Source organism: Niastella koreensis GR20-10, assembly GCF_000246855.1.
GTDB classification, from domain to species: Bacteria; Bacteroidota; Bacteroidia; order Chitinophagales; family Chitinophagaceae; genus Niastella; species Niastella koreensis.
This window is the reverse complement of record NC_016609.1, coordinates 2,302,558-2,319,623: the sequence shown is the minus strand read 5'-3', so window position 1 is coordinate 2,319,623 and position 17,066 is coordinate 2,302,558. Positions and strand designations below refer to the sequence as shown.

Sequence of the window (17,066 nt, the reverse complement as noted above, 5' to 3'; positions counted from 1 at the left end):
CCAGGGTTTCCCAAATGAGGCCTGTGCAGGTATTAAATTCGGTATACCATTAAAAAACACTATATGCGAGGTGCTTATAAAATACTTACCATTCGCGGGATCAGTTTACATGTACACTGGACATTCCTGCTGTTGATTGGATGGGTGCTGCTGGTAAATGCAGCCGGTGGCAATGATATTAACCAGTTAAGCTGGTCGGTATTATTTCTTTTGGCCGTGTTTGTGTGTGTAACCCTGCATGAATTTGGGCATGCATTGGTAGCAGCCCGGTTTGGCATTGATGCAAAAGAAATTGTATTACTGCCCATTGGCGGCATAGCCAGTATAGAAAAGTTTCCCGAAAATCCCCGCCAGGAACTGGCAATAAGCATTGCCGGCCCGCTGGTAAATTTGGCCATTGGCGGCGCCCTGGGATTTTTTATACCAGGCACCCCGCTGTTAAAAAATGATCCCGGCATGAGCATCATGCATGGACATGATTTTATATACAACCTGCGTATTGTAAATATTTCACTGGCTGTATTTAATCTGATCCCTGCCTTTCCCATGGATGGTGGAAGAATTTTTCGGGCCCTGCTGGGTTTTAAATTGAATTACATTCAGGCCACTACCATAGCGGCAACAACTGGCAGGATCATCGCCATTTTTTTTATAGTTTCTGGTATTATCCTCATCAATCCTATTCTGCCCGCTATCGGCATCTTCATTATTTTCTCGGCCGGAGCGGAAGAATATTACCTGCGATTGAAATCGCTTGTAAAAGGAATAAAGTTGAATGAGGTATTGATGTATGACTATAACAGCCTGCAGGCAAATATGACCGTTCAGGAAGCTTCCAACATATTAAACAGCAACCATAGCAAATATTTCATTCTTATGAATGGCATCGATCCTGTGGGTACCATCAACCGGATGGAGATCATAAAAGCGCTGGCTGAAATGAACTATAGCGAGCCGGTAAAAAACCTGGCAAAGGGAAAACTCGAATCCCTGGATGGTGACAAGGAAATAGATACCGTGCTGGAGAAACTGGCGCATAACGACGAACAGATCTACCCGGTAATGGACAACAGTCATTTTATAGGAGTGGTTAATTTAAACCACATTATCGAATACCTGCTGTTGAACAGGGTAAACACCAAAGAATACCCGCGCATAAAGTCCTTAGCCGGATTATTACATTAATATAATAAACCATCCTTCCATGCGTATAAAGATCCTGTTGGTGCTAATAAATGCATTCATTTCAATAGTTGTAAATGCCCAGGTAAATACTGAGGAAATACAACTGATTGTAAAGACAAACCGCATGGAGGCACTTTTGCAATACCCGGAATATATTAAAGAATTTTACCGGTTAACCGGATATAATTATGTTTGGTTAAACAACCAGGCCAACACCAGTAGCCTTTTACAGCTCTTACGATCTGCACAGCAGGAAGGTTTGCAGGAAGAAGACTATCAGCCTGAGCTTATACAATCACTTCGCAATAACTATTATATCCAGCCTGCACATCGTGATTCGCTGTTGACAGAAGTGCGCCTTACGGATGCAGCCCTTCATTTTTTCAGGGACATAGCTTATGGCAACCGGAAAACGGCTGTTGGCTTTAATGGAATTGATTATTCTCCCGGTTGTTTTAATATACCTTCTTTACTGGCTGCTGCCATTGCAGCCAACCGCTTATCAAACCTCGTAAAAGACCTGGAACCAGGTATACCGGGGTTTGAAACATTAAAAGACTGGCTTACCCTGTTCAACCAAAGTATCAATGACAGTTTGTTTAAAGAAACGACGATCACCTCCACCAGCATCAGCAGTTCCAACAGGCCGCTGATGAATAAACTGTACTTCCTTGGCATTACAGATTCTTTGAATGGCTCGTTTTCAAATGCCGATTTGAAGGCTAAAATAAGATCGGCCCAAAGCCTTTTTAATTTAATGAGTGATGGCATTTTACGCAAAACTGCGTTGGAAGCATTGAACATGCCTTTGACCGTACGTATAGAAGAAGTAAAGGCAGCCATGAATACATTACGCTGGCTTCGTTGTGCCAGCATGCAATCACCGGTTTTTGTAGTAAATATCCCTTCGGCCAGTTTGCTGGTGCTGCATAACGGCACTGTATTGTTACAATCAAAAGTAATTGTGGGCAAACCGGCTACCCCTACCCCCACACTGGCCAGTGTTATTACCGAAGTGATCTTATATCCGTATTGGATGGTGCCCAATAAAATAGCCACCCGGGAACTGTTACCTTTAATAAAACGCAACCCCGGCTACCTGGAGGCTAATAATATGCAGGTGTTAAACAAGGCAGGCAAAGTGGTTTCGTCCGGCTCTGTAAACTGGGCCGCATTATCCCCTTCCTGGTTCCCGTATGTGATCCGGCAGTCGACCGGGTGCGATAACTCGCTTGGCATTATCAAACTCAATTTCTACAGCCCGTATGATGTTTATTTACATGATACGCCCTGGAAAGTGTTATTCAATTTTAACAAACGTTATTTCAGCCATGGCTGCATGCGGGTTGAGAAGGCTGTAGACCTGGCCCATTTTCTGTTAAAAGAAAATTCCATTGCGCTTGATACCCTTATTGAAAAGGGTTGTTTACATCAACAGGCGCCCATTCCCATAACTATAACCGGTCGTACTCCCGTATTTGTGCTCTACAATACCGCCTGGACCGATTCGACCGGAACTGTTCAATTCAATGAAGATGTATATAGAAAAAATGCATTAACGAAACCCGCCGGCCTGGAATGAATTTTACTAGTAAAACGTTAAATACCGGTTGTTTACCAGGTTGTTAAACTTTTCTAGTGTCTTTTTGTTGAATTGTTATTTTAGATATCTTCAACGCGTGAAAGAGAAAGTGGCTATATTTCTTTTAGTGGTGTACCTGTTCGGTTCAACGGATGCATACCAGCTGTTAAAATTACCGCTGCTGGTGGGCCATTATGTGAAGCATAAAAGAGAAAGCCCCTATATGACCCTGGGCTCCTTTTTTAAAATGCATTACATTGATCCTCAGCCTTTCGATAGCGACTACAAACAGGATATGCGGTTGCCCTTCAAAACCGTATTGAATGTTTATGGCAGGAATTTACCTACCGACATAACGATTTTGCCAAAGATAATTTTCAGGGCCCCGGCTGAAAACCAGGGCTTACAACCTGTTTTGAATGATAATCTTCCGCCCTCTTTACTTACCTATGGCATCTTTCAACCTCCCAGGGCATAACTGTATATATTGAGATCAGACTCAGCAAACCACACCTGCTGTTATTGTAATGCTGTAAGGAAGCCTTTTAAAACAGGCTTTCGTATACAGTTAATAAAGTATTGTAAAAAAATATCCAATGAAGTTTTTATTCCTGTTTTTACTGGCAGGCAGCAACCTGCTATTTTCTGATTGGCACCCCGATTTTGACAGCGCCAAAAAGGTGGCAAAAGCGAATGGCAAATACATTCTGCTGAATTTCTCCGGTTCCGACTGGTGCGGTCCCTGTATCAAACTGCGTCAGGAAGTATTTGGCAGTAAGGAATTTGAACAAATAGCCAGCAACTCCCTGGAAATGTACGATGCAGATTTTCCCCGGAAGAAAAAGAACCAGCTGTCGAAAGAACTGCAGCAAAGCAACGATGCCCTGGCGGAAAAATATAATCCATTGGGTAAGTTTCCATATACAGTAATACTTACTCCCGATGGCAAGGTGGTAAAAGCATGGGAAGGATACCCGGATAACAACAGCACGTTGTTCCTGGAACAATTAAAATCAGTTATCGATGCCAAACGTCCCTGAGCCATTGGTTGAATACAAACACATATGTAAACTCATGGGTAACACCTTTGAGTTTACGGTTGTGGCCAATGACGAAAAATGGGCAAATGAAAAAATCAGGAATGCCGTTGACGAGATCAAAAGAATTGAGCAACTGCTCACCACGTTTGATGACAACAGCCAGACAAACCAGGTAAACAGGATGGCCGGGATTGCGCCCGTGCCCGTTGACCGGGAGGTTTTTGAACTCATTAAACGTTCTTTAAAGATCTCGGGCGTTACCGATGGGGCATTTGATATTACTTATGGATCAATAGATAAACGATTGTGGAATTTCGATCGCAACATGACCAGTTTACCTGATGCCGAAACCGCCAGGCAAACCGTCCGGCTGATCAATTATCGTAATGTACTCCTCGATGAACAGGCAGGTACCGTTATGCTGAAAGAGAAAGGGATGCGCATTGGTTTTGGCGGCATTGGGAAAGGGTATGCAGCCGATATGGCCAAAAACCTGCTGGTAAAAGAAGGCGTACACAGTGGTATTGTAAATGCATCGGGCGACCTGGTTGCCTGGGGCAAACAGGCCAATGGCAAACCCTGGACTATCGGCATTGCACATCCAGACAACGCCCGGTCCGCCTTTTCCACGCTCAACATTTCCGACCTGGCTATAGCCACTTCAGGAAACTATGAAAAATATGTGTTGATCGACGGGAAGAAATATTCCCATACCATCAACCCCAAAACAGGGTTGCCGGTGACCGGCATTAAGAGCGTAACCATCATCAGCCCATATGCTGAAATCGCTGATGCCATGGCCACCCCTGTTATGGTAATGGGCGTAAAAGCAGGCATTGGTCTTATTAACCAGATAGAACACCTTGGTTGCATAATTGTAGACGACAACAATAAAATCTACACCACAAAAAACATCCAATTAACATGAGCATCAAAAATTATATAGCAGCACTGGCCATAATTATGGGGCTGACTACTTCATGTAAATCAGTTAAGGAATACCAGAAGAACAAGATCAACGATTCAGAAATGAGCCTGTCGAACCGCAAAGTGGAGAAAACTGAAATGAGTTTTCAATCGTACCGCGAAGGGGCCTCCGGCGCCAATGCGGGTAAAAGCGGCGGCGGCTGTGGTTGTAATTAATTAACTGTTTTAACCAATAGGAATGAAGAAACTATTCTTAACTGCTTTAGGTATTGCGGCGTTGCTTAAAACGTTTTCACAGCAGCTCCCCGATTCCAGTTTTCAAAGCAGGAAACTGAAAATAGATGAAATAAACCTGGTATCGAGTTACTATAATCAAAATGGCGATCATGCGGCAGTAACGGGCGGCATTGGCACCCAGCAACTAACGGATATCGCCAATGTAATTGATGTTAAGCTTACCAAATATGACCGCAAACTAAGGAAACATTCCTTTGACCTGGAACTGGGGATCGATCATTATACCTCGGCTTCTTCCGATAAAATTGATCTGAAAGCCAATTCTTCGGCCTCACATGCAGATACGCGGATCTACCCATCGTTTACCTGGACCATGGAGAATGAACAAAAAGGCAATACGTTAACAGCAGGCGCCTCCTTCTCCAACGAATTCGATTATGTTTCCCGGGGCGTTAATGTCGGGTTCTCTAAAAAAACAAAAGACCGGAATGGTGAATTTTCGGCAAAAGTACAGGCATACTTCGACCAGGTTAAACTGGTTACCCCTATTGAATTAAGAACAAACACCAATCCAAGAGGTGAAAACGAATATGGCTCGGCCAACAGAACTACCCTTGCCGGTTCATTATCCTGGTCACAGGTAATTAATAAGAACCTGCAGGTGGCCTTCCTGGCCGACATTGTACACCAGCAGGGTTTCCTGAGTCTTCCTTTTTACCGCGTGTACTTTACCGATGGCAGCGTTCACCAGGAAAAACTGCCCGATAACCGCCTGAAGATACCTTTAGGCTTCAGGGCTAATTATTTCCTGGGCGACAGGATCATCATCAGGACCTGGTACCGGTATTATAAAGACGACTGGGGCATCAGCTCGCACACGGTAAATATTGAAGTGCCGGTAAAGATCACTTCGTTCTTTTCTGTGAGTCCTTTTTACCGGTTCTATAACCAAACGGCTGTAAAATATTTTGCGCCCTATGAACAGCATACGGCACAAAATGAATTTTACACCAGTAACTACGACCTGTCAAAATTCAACAGTAATTTCCTGGGTGCGGGTATCAGGCTGGCGCCGCCCAATGGCGTATTTGGCGTTAAACACTGGAATATGCTGGAGATCCGGTATGGGCATTATACCAAGAATATAAACATGAACGCCAATATCATTTCGCTGAATATAAAATACAAGTAAAAGATTTGTTGAATAAAAGTCTCCCGGTACATCGGGAGGCTTTTTCTTACCAGGCAAATACAACTTCTTCCAGCTCCAGTTTGTTATCAACCTGGTTTACCCCGGGCGCCGACCAGGCAGCCGCAATAGCATCTTCCTGTGCGGCAAACGAACGTACCTTTCCGGAAAGGGTTACCTTATCACCGCTCACCTCCACAATAATTTTTCCCGCATCTATGGTAGCGCTTCGTTCCAGTGCAGCCGCAATTTTATGTTTGATGTTAGAAGGGGTTACTACAGGTTTCAGGGTTATGAAGTTATAAACGGCCTTCACGCCTATCAGCTGCTCAACAGCTTTTTTGGCAGCAATACGTTGGAAATCCCATACCACTTCACCCTCCAGCGAAACATATCCGTCTTCCACCTTAACCCTTACAGTTCCGTCGGGTACGGAGATATTCCATTTCAATGCATGTAAAACAGCCTCCGCTATTTCAGTATCAGTTTTTTTAAATTCGGGCGAAATGCCTACCAGTATTTCTTCGGCCACTGCTTTTACGCCCGCCACTTTGCGCACCGCCATCTCCGCCGCAATCTTTTTTGCAAAATTATCTACCGTGCCTGTTAAGGTCACAATTCCATGTTTTACGGCCACCCCTATTTCAGCGGCATTCAGGATGGGTTCCCACATCAGTTGGTCCATTACGTCTTTTTGGATCTCTATATCACTTTTCATACAAGCAAGTTTAAATTTATTAAATGAAAGGCTGTCCAAATGTAACGGCTGCTTTACAGGTTAACTATGATATCAATCGTGCACCGGTTTGATCCTTGTCAGCGGAACGGCGCCTGTTTGTAAATTAAATTACAGTCATAAGCTTTTGCCATGCTGAAAAATCCATCATCTTATTCAAGAACGGCGTCGATATACCCAGGTATATACCAGCCGGTTTTTACCAAAGAACAGGAAGTGGTAAAAATAAAAAGCAGTAACCCGCCAGTAAATATTCTGGAGTTCCCGGACTATTATGAGATTGAAATGCCGGCTCCGGGTTTTCAAAAGGGTGATTTTTTTATAAAGTCCAACGGCTGCTCCCTGTTAATTATCGGCTATAAAAAATGTATTGATAATACCGGTGAAGCAACCTATCACCAACATGGTTTTCAATGTAAATATGTTACCCGCTCTGTCGATCTGCCCAACGATGCCGATACGGAATTTGGTACGGCCGAATACAGAAATGGCGTATTATATATTTATCTCTACAGAACAAGATGCCCGGTACAAAATCATCAAAATATTATCATCGTTTACTAAACAAATAACCATGAATTTTACCTTTTCTCATCCTTATCAATATGCAACCGGATACTCAAGACCGGTTGCATATTTTTGTATGGAATACGCTATTCAACAGCCTTTAAAATTATACGCCGGCGGACTGGGATTCCTGGCAGGGTCGCACATGCGGAGCGCTTTTGAATTGAAACAAAATATGGTGGGGATTGGCATTTTATGGAAGTACGGGTATTATGACCAGATACGAAAAAGCGACCAGACCATGGACGTGCTGTTTGAAGAAAAATTATATGGCTTTTTAGTTAAAACAGATATCAGGTTCACCATCCAGGTTTCAGGTCACGATGTTTGGGTAACCGCTTTTTACCTGCCGCCTGAAGTGTTTAATACCGCGCCCATTTTTTTATTGAGCACAGACCTTCCCGAAAACGATTACCTGGCAAAAACCATCTCTCATAAGCTGTACGACGCCAACCCGGAGACAAGTATTGCAGCGGCTATATTGCTGGGAGTTGGTGGCGCCAAACTATTTGAACATCTGAACTGGAAACCTGAGATCTATCATTTGAATGAGTCACATGGGCTGCCACTGTTATTTTACCTGTATAATAAATATAAGGATCTTCAGCAGGTTCGAAGCAGCGTGGTATTTACCAACCATACTGCTGAACAGGCCGGGAACCGCGAAACGGATTTCCTGTTGCTGGAAAAAATGGGCTTCTTTTGCAATATTCCGGCCACCGAAGTAAGAATGATCACAAAATTGGAAGACCATTTATTGAACCATACACTAAGTGCACTCAGGTTATCGGGTATTGCCAATGGTGTTTCCGCAATGCATATTCAAACTTTAAAGGAACTTTGGCTGCGATATAAAGATATATGCCCCATTATTTCAATCACCAATGCGCAGAACTTCACCTATTGGGCCGACAAAGAATTGTATAAAGCTATTTCGGACAACAATATGGAAGGTTTGCAAAAAAGGAAAATGGCCGGCAAAACCAACCTGTTCGAGGTAGTTGCCGATCAAACCGGGGAGATCTATGACGAGAAAGTATTAACCCTTGTTTTTGCCAAACGGTTTACCGGTTATAAACGCCCCGACCTGTTGTTGTACGACATGGAGAGATTCAACAGGATCGTAAACAATACGGAAAAACCTGTTCAGATCATCTGGGCCGGCAAACCTTATCCAATGGACTATACAGCGATTGGCATTTTTGACAAAATAGTACATGTTACCAAACTGTATAAAAATTGTTCGGCATTGGTTGGGTATGAATTAAAACTATCCAGGCTTTTAAAAAACGGCGCAGATGTTTGGTTGAATTTCCCCCGCCTTACCCATGAAGCATCCGGCACCAGCGGCATGGCAGCGGCAATGAATGGCGCCATAAACGTAAGTACGCCCGATGGGTGGTTTCCGGAATTTGCAAAAGACAAAGTAAACAGTTTCATTATTCCTCCGGCCCAGCCGGGTTTAACCGATCATGAACAGGACGCCATTGAAGCCAATAACCTGTACGATCTGCTGGAGAAAGAGATCATTCCCATGTATTATGATTACCCGGCCAGGTGGTTATCTATGATGAAGGAAAGCATGCAAAATATTATACCTTTATTCGACAGCAACAGACTGGCGGCAGCATATTATGAAAAGATGTATGCCTGTTTTACGAAGCAGACTGTTAAGGCGATGCAGCCTGCCGGCATTATTCACGAATGATGGGCTATAAACAAGGGCTTGTTTAATTCTTCCATCAGGATGTCGGCCATACTGGTCCTGAACCAACGGGAAACCATGCCCCGGTTATAGGCGCCCAGAACAATCAGTAAATGCTCGCTGTTGTCTTTCAGTTTATTTACAATTTCAGTAACCGCATCGCCCTTAAAAACAGTGAACACGGCGTTTGGGAAATGACGTTTCATAAACTCTTTCATCAACTGGTTATCGGGCACATGCAATGTATTCTTTATGCTTTTAACTGAGATCACCTCTACCTTCAGCTCGGGCAAGCCCGTAAACAGGTAACTGAACATTTTGATAGCATAAACCGATGCCGGTTCTCCATCATACAATAGAATGGCCTTCTCAAAAGGCGTAAAATTTTTTGGAACCACCATTACGGGGCATTGTACTTCGCTCAACAGGTCACGAACAAAGCGGGTTGGCAGTTTTTCTTCATAATGGGTAAAGGTTTCCCTGCTTTCAATTACCAGCAGATCGGCAAAAACGCTTTCATGTAATAATTCATGAATGGCAATATTCCGGTCGTGATGCACGTTGAAATTTATCCCGGCTGCCTGGCAGGCAATACTGAATTTTTGGGTAGCTTCTTCACGTGATTTGTCGTCCCTATTTTGCAGCCCGGCCATTTTTTCTTCATTTACATAGCCGCCTCTGTCAACCAGTTCATATATCTTATAACTATGATAAGTAACATCGTCCAAAAAAACGCCTACCAAATGTGACCCGGTTTGTTTTGCTACCTGAACTGCATAGTCGGTAGTACTTTCAGAATATTTTAACCCGTCAATTACGGCAATTATCTTCTTCATATGAAATCATTTATGATGAGCAATGAATACCGGAACGTTAATAGCTTTAATAATTAACTCGGCCGTACTGTGACTGAATAATCCGGAAAATACATTTCGCTCAAATGCGCCCATTACAACAAAAACATTATTCTTTCCCAGCAGGTAGCCAAACAATTCATCGGCTGCCTTGCCCTTCAACAATTGAAATTCAATGTTCGGGTAATGCAATCTCAGCAACTCTTCGATTTTACCTTTATCCCTGATCAAATCATCACCAGCTTTGTTTACCTCCAGAACAGTGAGCTTTTTCCCTGTTAATTCGGGAAACAGGTAGGTAAATTGTTTTATGGCGTACACCGAAGCCTCACCGCCATCATAAGCAAACAACACCTCATCGATGGCATGAAATTCAAATGGTGCCAGCACCACCGGACATTCGCTCCTGGCCAGCAGATCTTTGATATAAGCGGAAGGAATTTCATCACTCTTCTTTTTAAACGACATCTCCGGATCAACTATCAACAATTCAGCAAACCGGGTTGCCTTTACGATATCACTGCCCTCCATGTTGCTTTCAACATACAGGGAGCAGTTTGTTCCCCTGCCTGAACAGGCTTCCCTGAACTGATGCATATTCTCATCAATTACCTTCGCCATCTCCTTCACTGCGGTTGAATATTTTGCTTCCCGTTGAATGGGTTCCTTTATGATCGTTTCCATCAATTGCGCCTTATCAAGAAACACCCCGGTAAGGGTTGATTGCGTTAGCCTGGCAAGATAACAGGCAAAATCCAGCACTTTCATGTTTACCTTTTTGGCATCTATGGCAATAAGCACTTTTTTCATATTCTTTGTTTTAATATAACTGTTGTATTTATTCTTTTAAAGTTATTGCCATTCATGCGCGTTACCCGCTGATTTACATCAACAGGCAGAATGATGTCTGTCATGCTGCACAACCAACATTATAAATACCTTTTGTAAGCAAACATTCAATTATGCCAGGGAAAGTATCACCACTAAAAGACCTTCGGGGGTTCGCCGAAAAGGATATTCCTGCGCTGCAGCAGCAATACGGAAAAAACGTTTTTTATTATGAAAAGCCCCGGCACCTGTACCAGGCTTTTGTTGATGTTGTACGAGAACCCATGTTCCTGTTGCTGCTGCTGGCCTGTGTTATTTATTTTATGCTGGGGCAGCTGGCCGAAGGTTTTATGATGTTGGTAGCTATCTGCATGGTGGCAACCATTTCGCTTTACCAGGAGATCAGAAGTACCAAAGCCCTGGAAGCACTGAAACAATTTACCCAACCCATGGTAACGGTGATCAGGGACGGGATTGAAAAATACATCCAGAGCCAGGACCTGGTGCCAGGCGACATCATAAAGATCGAAGAAGGCAACAAAGTGCCTGCAGATGCAACCATTGTGCAGGCGAACGATCTAACGGTGAATGAATCCATTATCACCGGGGAATCTCTTCCTGTAGATAAGAATGAAAAAACAGAAAACCCTGTTGTATACCAGGGAACCACCATTAACTCAGGCCAATGTTATGCCCGGGTTACAGCAACCGGTAATAACACCGCACTGGGAAAATTAGGAAAGACTGTAACTGCCATTACAGTTCCTAAAACCCTGTTACAACAGCAGGTAAATAAATTTGTAAGGCAACTGGCCATATTTGGGATCAGCGCCTTCCTGGTGATCTGGGCCATCAATTTTATCAAGACCGGGCTATGGGTGGAAAGTCTTTTGTTTGCACTCACCCTGGCAATGGCTGCGGTACCCGAAGAAATACCGGTAGCATTAAGCTCATTTATGGCCCTGGGCGCGTGGCAAATGAGTAAACTGGGCATTATATCCCGGCAGCCGCAGATTATTGAAAACCTGGGTTCGGTAAACGTTATATGTCTTGATAAAACCGGTACCATTACCGAAAACCAAATGACCGTAAAGGCTATATACGATTTTGAAAAAGATATATTGACGGAAGCGGGCTCACAATGGACAAACTCCCAGGTGCTGCAATACGCCCTGCTGGCCAGTGAGCAAAATCCTTTCGACGCTATGGAAAAGGCCATTAAGGAAGTACATGAGCAATTCATCCAACACGCCCATTGGGATCAGTTAACCCAGGTATATGAATACCCGCTGCAGGGCCGGCCGCCCATGATGACCCATATTTACAGCAAGAGCGGCTATTACCTGGCTGCCGCCAAAGGCGCCCCGGAAAGAATCGTAGGGGTCTGTGATCTTACAGATCAACAAAGAGAGAAGATCATGCAGCTCGCAACCGGAGAGGCTGCAAAAGGATACCGGGTGATTGGGGTGGCAGGCGCCATTCATAAAGAAAAAACTTTTCCGGCCACCCAGGACGAATTCAACTGGCAGTTTGAAGGGTTGTTGTGTTTATATGATCCACCCAGGCATAACATTGACCAGGTGATCCGGCAATTTTATGATGCGCACATCGATGTAAAACTGTTAACCGGCGACTATGCCGGAACAGCCGCAAATATTTGCCGGCAAACAGGCATAAAGGGTTATATAAAATATGTAACCGGCGATCAGGTATTGTTAATGAAAGAAGAGGAATTAAAAAAAGCAGTGGAAGAAGTAAGCCTGTTTGTAAGAATGTTCCCCGAAGCAAAATTACAGGTTATAAATGCCCTGAAAAGCAACGGTCATATTGTTGCCATGACAGGCGATGGGGTAAACGACGCGCCTGCGTTAAAATCTTCTGATATCGGCATTGCATTGGGTAAAAAAGGAACCGAAATGGCCAAACAGGCGGCCGATCTGATAATAACAGACGATGACCTGGGGAAGGTGGTGGAAGCCATCAGACAGGGAAGAAAAATTTTCAGTAACCTGAAAAAAGCCATCCGGTATATCATCTCCATTCACATACCCATCATTCTTACCGCTTCGGTACCCCTGTTACTTGGCTGGAAGTACCCAAACATTTTCACGCCTATCCACATTATCTTTCTTGAATTGATCATGGGCCCTACCTGCAGCATATTCTTTGAGCGGGAACCGGTGGAAGAAAATATCATGATACTGCCACCCCGTGAACGAAGCTTCAGCCTGTTTGAACAGGATGAGCTGCTTATTAGCATTGTACAGGGGCTTATGATAACTATTGGGGTATTGTGGCTGTACCACTTTTCAATGACCAACGGCGCCTCCTTCTACCACACCAGGACCCTGGTTTTTACCACGTTGGTCATCAGCAATATTTTCCTAACGTTTACCAACCGGTCATTTACCCAAAACCTCACCAAAACAATTCGTTATAAAAACAGGCTGGCGCCCTGGATTGTATTGATCTCGGTATTATTTCTCGTCGTTATCAACTTCGTGCCAGCCATACAATCAATTTTCGGATTGTCTGCCATAACCTTCACCAATCTTTTATTATGTACAGGTATTGCTTTTGTAGCGGTTATCTGGTTTGAAGTTTATAAAACAAACCTGTACAAACCTGAGCAACCTATTTTAAGAAAAAGAAGATAACCGGTTCTCACATCAGAAGCCAACCACGGCCTGGATCATGCATCCATGAAATTGTCCCTCGTACCGGTAATCGTGCTCAGGAAAATGAAGGTACCGCTGATCTACATACTCTGCTTTTAACAGGATGTTCTTTGTGAAAAAATAACCGGCAGACATAACAGCCCGGTTGATCTCTACTTCCTCTGGAAAGCCTGCCAGTTGCGCCTTAACGGAATTATAGCGCGATCCAATAAAGAATTCGCCATTAGTACCGAACCTGTAGATCCAATCAACCGCCAGTTGTTTTGCCTCGCGGGTGTTTTCTTCGGTAGCAGTACGCCCCCTGGCAATTTCATAGGTAGCAAAAATTTCAAAACCAATTACCTTAACCAACGCATTCAATTGCAAGGCATCTACTTTTTTAGTGAAGCCGGGATCCAACCTGCCCGAGAAGGCATTGGTGGCATAGGTAACGCCGGGGCCGGCCTTTTCCATTACCATATAATAGTTGGAGCCAGCCCGGTCGCCATTATATAAGCTGTTACCGCCTGAACTGCCATTGTGATAGAACGAACCCGATACCCGCATCCTGAACAGGTCTTCAACGCTTTTATCAATGCCGCCTTTAACGTACAATGCCGGCGATTTGTGAATATTCCCGTCTTGCGGGGTAGCCACCAGCGAATCAACATTTCCCTTATTCATGCCATTGGAAATGCCGCCCATAGCAAAAAAACCGTTCTTACTGGCATACACTTCCGTTGCGATCTCGGTAGTGAAGGCATCGAGAATATAATTCTCTGCAAATGCATTGTAAATGGTTTGCCCGCCATCGGACCGGCGAAAATGCGCATCCCCATAATTGATCTCCATATAACCGGCTTTGATGGTCATCACTTTCATCAGCTTGTTCCAACAGTTTCCTTTAAATGGTAACTTATCTATTTGTAGATACCCTTCTTTCAGCCGGGCTTCATTGTGATAACGGGTACTTAAATACGTGGTAAGGTTGAACCGGATGCCAGGCGTAAGTTGCGCATCGATGATGAGGTTGGCCATGGCAGTAGTAAAGCCCGGACTGATAGCATATAAACTGTTTTCAGCCTTGTCATTGTCATTTGTAGTATTGGAATGTGACAGCGCCTGGAACTGTTGGGTAAAACCTGCGCCCAGCCTGATCTTAAATGGGTCAGCAGTATCAACCCATTGTTTGGGTGTTTCAAATACGTTGATGCCCCGTTTATCGTTATACCTGAAATTGGGCAGGCTGTCGAACTGGGCATGCAATAACTGTGGTAATAATAAAATGGCTAATCCATACAACTTTCTCATACAACACAGCTTTAAAAGTTATCGTTAAAATAAAAAAGAGTATGCACCAGCCTGTACATACTCTCACAAACACCAGGTGACCCTACTCGTTCACAAGGATCACTTTCAGCGTCTTTTCAACATCGGCATGTTGAAATGTATCGTAAGCCTGTAGCACCTTGGCTATCGGGAACCGGTGCGTTATCAGCTTGCCAGGTTCCAGTTTATGGGAGCATACTGTTTTCAGCAGCATAGGTGTAGTTACCGTGTCAACCAGCCTGGTGGTAATGGTCACATTGTGCGACCAGAGCTTTTCCAGATGCAGGCTGGCGCTTTTACCATGCACGCCTATATTGGCAATATGGCCGCCCGGCGCCACTAACAATTCGCATAACTCAAATGTGGCAGGTACACCCACGGCTTCTATAACAACGTCGGCCCCTTTGTTACCGGTAAGTTCAAATACGCGTTTTACCGCATCTTCGTTCCGGTTATTGATTGTTTTCGTAGCCCCAAATTTTTTCGATACTTCCAGCCGGTTATCATCCTGGTCAATCATAATCATTTCCGCAGGTGTATAAAATTGGGCAGTAAGTAATGCAGCCAACCCGATAGGCCCCGACCCTACTATGGCCACCGTATCGCCTGGTTTTACCTGTCCGTTCAACACGCCACATTCAAACCCGGTAGGCAGGATATCGCTTAACATTACCAATGCTTCTTCGTCGCCGGCATTGGCAGGAATATGATAGAGACTATTGTCGGCATAAGGGATCCGTACAAATTCCGCCTGGGTTCCATCTATGAGGTGGCCCAGGATCCAGCCGCCGTCTTCACAATGAGAATACATTCCCTTTTTGCAGTATTCACACCGGCCGCAGGATGTGATGCAGGAGATCAGCACCCGGTCGCCCTTTTTAAAACCGGTTACTGCAGGCCCCACCTCCTCGATGGTGCCTACCCCTTCGTGCCCAAGGATCCTGCCATCTGTTACTTCAGGCACATCGCCCTTGAGTATATGCAGATCGGTTCCGCAAATGGTGGTCTTATTGATCTTCACTATTGCGTCGGTAGGTTTAATTAAGGTAGGTTTTGGCATTTCATCCCAGCTTTTTTTGCCGGGTCCATGATAAACTAATGCTTTCATAACTATCAGTTTGATCTTGATTAATTAGTGATTACCAAACAAAGGTGCCGTTAATGTGGATGAATAAATGTAAGGTTGGTCATTCACAGCAATGATCCTTGTCAGCGCCAGGTCATTGTACCGCCACATTTTGTTTGTTCGCTTTTGCCCGCTGTTTTTCCTGTTTTTTGAAATACCCGCGAAACAGGAAATTATGTTTCATGGCTTCCATGTTTTGATTGAATGCATCGGTACCTTTTTGAATATTATCCAGGCTGGCATTTATTTTTACCACCATAGCGGAATCTTTGAGCAGGGCATTTACCGTACCCTTTCCCTGGTGCACTTCCTGTTTAACATCGGCCACCACTTCATTCAATGCGCCGGCCAGTTCATCGGCCCTGTCGCCCACCGATTTTATTTTTATAATGGCTTCATTAAGATTACTGGCAAAAGCCGTATCGGTAAGTACGGCGCCTACCGACCCCTTTCCATTTTTTATGCCGTTTACAACAGCCTGCAGGTCGCCGGCCATGGCAGCGGCCCTTGCCGTAGCCAGTTGCACATTGGCTGCCGATTGATGTAACTGCTGCGGCAATGCTTCATCATTTAATATTTTCCATAAGGCCGTACTGTTGTTGATCCGCTGCAGCGTTGACCGCAACTGTGCGGCGATCACGGCAACATCCAGGTTTGTCTTTGATAGTGTTTGCAGCATTTCATCCGTGCCAACCGGCTTACGGGTAACCAGAATTTCATTCTCGGCAACCAGTGGCGCCGGAGTACGGGCCGGGGCAATATTGATCACTTTATTGCCCATCAACCCATCGGAGCCAATGGAAACAATGGCATTGTTGCGGATGATCTTTTTCATGTTGTCATCCACTACCAATACCACTTCCAGTACCGTATCACTGAGAATATTTATTTTTTTTACGGTACCTATTTCAATGCCTGAATAGCGTACGTTGTTGCCAGGCACCAATCCCTGCACATTATCAAATTGCGCTTTCAGGATAAACGAGGGGCCAAACAGGTTCCGGTTCTTTCCAATCATATAAAGCAATAAGATGAGGAATAACAAACCGCTTGTTACAAATAGGCCCAGCTTTATTGTATTGAGTGTTTTCTTTGCCATAGTCA

16 protein-coding genes are annotated in these 17,066 nt (G+C 44.3%); 10 read left to right on the top strand and 6 right to left on the bottom strand.

The features are described from left to right. Positions 1 to 63: 63 nt before the first annotated feature. The 7 genes from NIAKO_RS09345 (at position 64) to NIAKO_RS09315 (ending at position 6,163) form a co-directional block, all read left to right on the top strand. Positions 64 to 1,185 (top strand): site-2 protease family protein, encoded by a 1,122-nt coding sequence (locus NIAKO_RS09345; RefSeq protein WP_014218175.1) that lies wholly within the window; start codon positions 64 to 66, stop codon positions 1,183 to 1,185. Between the two features lie 19 nt (positions 1,186 to 1,204). After that, positions 1,205 to 2,767 (top strand): L,D-transpeptidase family protein, encoded by a 1,563-nt coding sequence (locus NIAKO_RS36580; RefSeq protein ID WP_014218174.1) that lies wholly within the window; start codon positions 1,205 to 1,207, stop codon positions 2,765 to 2,767. A 97-nt stretch (positions 2,768 to 2,864) separates the two neighbouring features. After that, on the top strand, positions 2,865 to 3,245 hold the full coding sequence (locus NIAKO_RS36575) for a hypothetical protein (RefSeq protein ID WP_049815491.1): 381 nt from the start codon (positions 2,865 to 2,867) through the stop codon (positions 3,243 to 3,245). A gap of 118 nt (positions 3,246 to 3,363) precedes the next feature. Beyond that, entirely contained in the window at positions 3,364 to 3,807 is a 444-nt protein-coding gene (locus NIAKO_RS09330; RefSeq protein ID WP_014218172.1) for a thioredoxin family protein, read from the top strand. Next, on the top strand, positions 3,791 to 4,735 hold the full coding sequence (locus NIAKO_RS09325; protein WP_014218171.1) for an FAD:protein FMN transferase: 945 nt from the start codon (positions 3,791 to 3,793) through the stop codon (positions 4,733 to 4,735). Before NIAKO_RS09330 ends, NIAKO_RS09325 begins: the two co-directional genes overlap by 17 nt. Then, positions 4,732 to 4,950 carry a DUF4266 domain-containing protein gene (locus NIAKO_RS09320; protein ID WP_014218170.1) on the top strand — a complete coding sequence of 73 codons (219 nt, stop codon included), beginning with the start codon at positions 4,732 to 4,734 and terminating at the stop codon, positions 4,948 to 4,950. The genes NIAKO_RS09325 and NIAKO_RS09320 overlap by 4 nt, the downstream gene beginning before the upstream one ends. 22 nt (positions 4,951 to 4,972) lie before the next feature. Beyond that, a complete protein-coding gene (locus NIAKO_RS09315; protein WP_014218169.1) occupies positions 4,973 to 6,163 on the top strand; it encodes a DUF3570 domain-containing protein in 1,191 nt (396 codons plus the stop codon). A gap of 46 nt (positions 6,164 to 6,209) precedes the next feature. Here the strand turns inward: NIAKO_RS09315 and NIAKO_RS09310 are convergent, their stop codons facing one another. Further along, a complete protein-coding gene (locus NIAKO_RS09310; RefSeq protein WP_014218168.1) occupies positions 6,210 to 6,878 on the bottom strand; it encodes a BON domain-containing protein in 669 nt (222 codons plus the stop codon). A gap of 150 nt (positions 6,879 to 7,028) precedes the next feature. Between NIAKO_RS09310 and NIAKO_RS09305 the strand changes: the two genes are divergently transcribed. Together NIAKO_RS09305 and glgP are read left to right on the top strand one after the other, a co-directional pair. Continuing rightward, positions 7,029 to 7,460, top strand: coding sequence for an Hsp20/alpha crystallin family protein (locus NIAKO_RS09305; protein ID WP_014218167.1), 432 nt, complete (start codon positions 7,029 to 7,031; stop codon positions 7,458 to 7,460). Between the two features lie 10 nt (positions 7,461 to 7,470). Next, positions 7,471 to 9,171 carry an alpha-glucan family phosphorylase gene (glgP, locus tag NIAKO_RS09300; RefSeq protein ID WP_014218166.1) on the top strand — a complete coding sequence of 567 codons (1,701 nt, stop codon included), beginning with the start codon at positions 7,471 to 7,473 and terminating at the stop codon, positions 9,169 to 9,171. Here the strand turns inward: glgP and NIAKO_RS09295 are convergent. Both NIAKO_RS09295 and NIAKO_RS09290 read right to left on the bottom strand, forming a co-directional pair. Next, a complete protein-coding gene (locus NIAKO_RS09295) occupies positions 9,162 to 10,004 on the bottom strand; it encodes a universal stress protein (protein ID WP_014218165.1) in 843 nt (280 codons plus the stop codon). The two genes, glgP and NIAKO_RS09295, sit on opposite strands and share 10 nt — an antisense overlap. Positions 10,005 to 10,010: 6 nt before the next feature. Then, positions 10,011 to 10,832 carry a universal stress protein gene (locus tag NIAKO_RS09290; RefSeq protein WP_014218164.1) on the bottom strand — a complete coding sequence of 274 codons (822 nt, stop codon included), beginning with the start codon at positions 10,830 to 10,832 and terminating at the stop codon, positions 10,011 to 10,013. A gap of 152 nt (positions 10,833 to 10,984) precedes the next feature. On the opposite strand from NIAKO_RS09290, the gene NIAKO_RS09285 reads away from it, so the two are divergent. Then, positions 10,985 to 13,507, top strand: coding sequence for a cation-translocating P-type ATPase (locus tag NIAKO_RS09285; protein ID WP_014218162.1), 2,523 nt, complete (start codon positions 10,985 to 10,987; stop codon positions 13,505 to 13,507). Positions 13,508 to 13,519: 12 nt separating this feature from the next. Here NIAKO_RS09285 and NIAKO_RS09280 read toward each other — a convergent pair whose 3' ends face one another. The 3 genes from NIAKO_RS09280 to NIAKO_RS09270 all read right to left on the bottom strand — a co-directional run bounded on the left by NIAKO_RS09280 (position 13,520) and on the right by NIAKO_RS09270 (position 17,061). Next, a complete protein-coding gene (locus NIAKO_RS09280) occupies positions 13,520 to 14,818 on the bottom strand; it encodes a hypothetical protein (RefSeq protein ID WP_014218161.1) in 1,299 nt (432 codons plus the stop codon). A gap of 82 nt (positions 14,819 to 14,900) precedes the next feature. Further along, the gene (locus tag NIAKO_RS09275; protein WP_014218160.1) at positions 14,901 to 15,944 is read right to left on the bottom strand and encodes a zinc-dependent alcohol dehydrogenase family protein; all 1,044 of its coding nucleotides are present in this window, start codon (positions 15,942 to 15,944) and stop codon (positions 14,901 to 14,903) included. Positions 15,945 to 16,056: 112 nt separating this feature from the next. After that, positions 16,057 to 17,061 carry an MlaD family protein gene (locus NIAKO_RS09270; protein WP_014218159.1) on the bottom strand — a complete coding sequence of 335 codons (1,005 nt, stop codon included), beginning with the start codon at positions 17,059 to 17,061 and terminating at the stop codon, positions 16,057 to 16,059. Between the last annotated feature and the right edge of the window lie 5 nt (positions 17,062 to 17,066).

Excerpts from the sequence above, each read along its gene's own strand:
- NIAKO_RS09330 (WP_014218172.1), top strand. The coding sequence starts at position 3,364 with ATGAAGTTTTTATTCCTGTTTTTACTGGCAGGCAGCAACCTGCTATTT.
- NIAKO_RS09275 (WP_014218160.1), bottom strand. The coding sequence starts at position 15,944 with ATGAAAGCATTAGTTTATCATGGACCCGGCAAAAAAAGCTGGGATGAA.
- NIAKO_RS09285 (WP_014218162.1), top strand. The coding sequence starts at position 10,985 with ATGCCAGGGAAAGTATCACCACTAAAAGACCTTCGGGGGTTCGCCGAA.
- NIAKO_RS09315 (WP_014218169.1), top strand. The coding sequence starts at position 4,973 with ATGAAGAAACTATTCTTAACTGCTTTAGGTATTGCGGCGTTGCTTAAA.
- NIAKO_RS36580 (WP_014218174.1), top strand. The coding sequence starts at position 1,205 with ATGCGTATAAAGATCCTGTTGGTGCTAATAAATGCATTCATTTCAATA.
- NIAKO_RS09320 (WP_014218170.1), top strand. The coding sequence starts at position 4,732 with ATGAGCATCAAAAATTATATAGCAGCACTGGCCATAATTATGGGGCTG.
- NIAKO_RS09310 (WP_014218168.1), bottom strand. The coding sequence starts at position 6,878 with ATGAAAAGTGATATAGAGATCCAAAAAGACGTAATGGACCAACTGATG.
- NIAKO_RS09295 (WP_014218165.1), bottom strand. The coding sequence starts at position 10,004 with ATGAAGAAGATAATTGCCGTAATTGACGGGTTAAAATATTCTGAAAGT.
- NIAKO_RS09280 (WP_014218161.1), bottom strand. The coding sequence starts at position 14,818 with ATGAGAAAGTTGTATGGATTAGCCATTTTATTATTACCACAGTTATTG.
- NIAKO_RS09290 (WP_014218164.1), bottom strand. The coding sequence starts at position 10,832 with ATGAAAAAAGTGCTTATTGCCATAGATGCCAAAAAGGTAAACATGAAA.
- NIAKO_RS09325 (WP_014218171.1), top strand. The coding sequence starts at position 3,791 with ATGCCAAACGTCCCTGAGCCATTGGTTGAATACAAACACATATGTAAA.
- NIAKO_RS09270 (WP_014218159.1), bottom strand. The coding sequence starts at position 17,061 with ATGGCAAAGAAAACACTCAATACAATAAAGCTGGGCCTATTTGTAACA.
- glgP (WP_014218166.1), top strand. The coding sequence starts at position 7,471 with ATGAATTTTACCTTTTCTCATCCTTATCAATATGCAACCGGATACTCA.
- NIAKO_RS09345 (WP_014218175.1), top strand. The coding sequence starts at position 64 with ATGCGAGGTGCTTATAAAATACTTACCATTCGCGGGATCAGTTTACAT.
- NIAKO_RS09305 (WP_014218167.1), top strand. The coding sequence starts at position 7,029 with ATGCTGAAAAATCCATCATCTTATTCAAGAACGGCGTCGATATACCCA.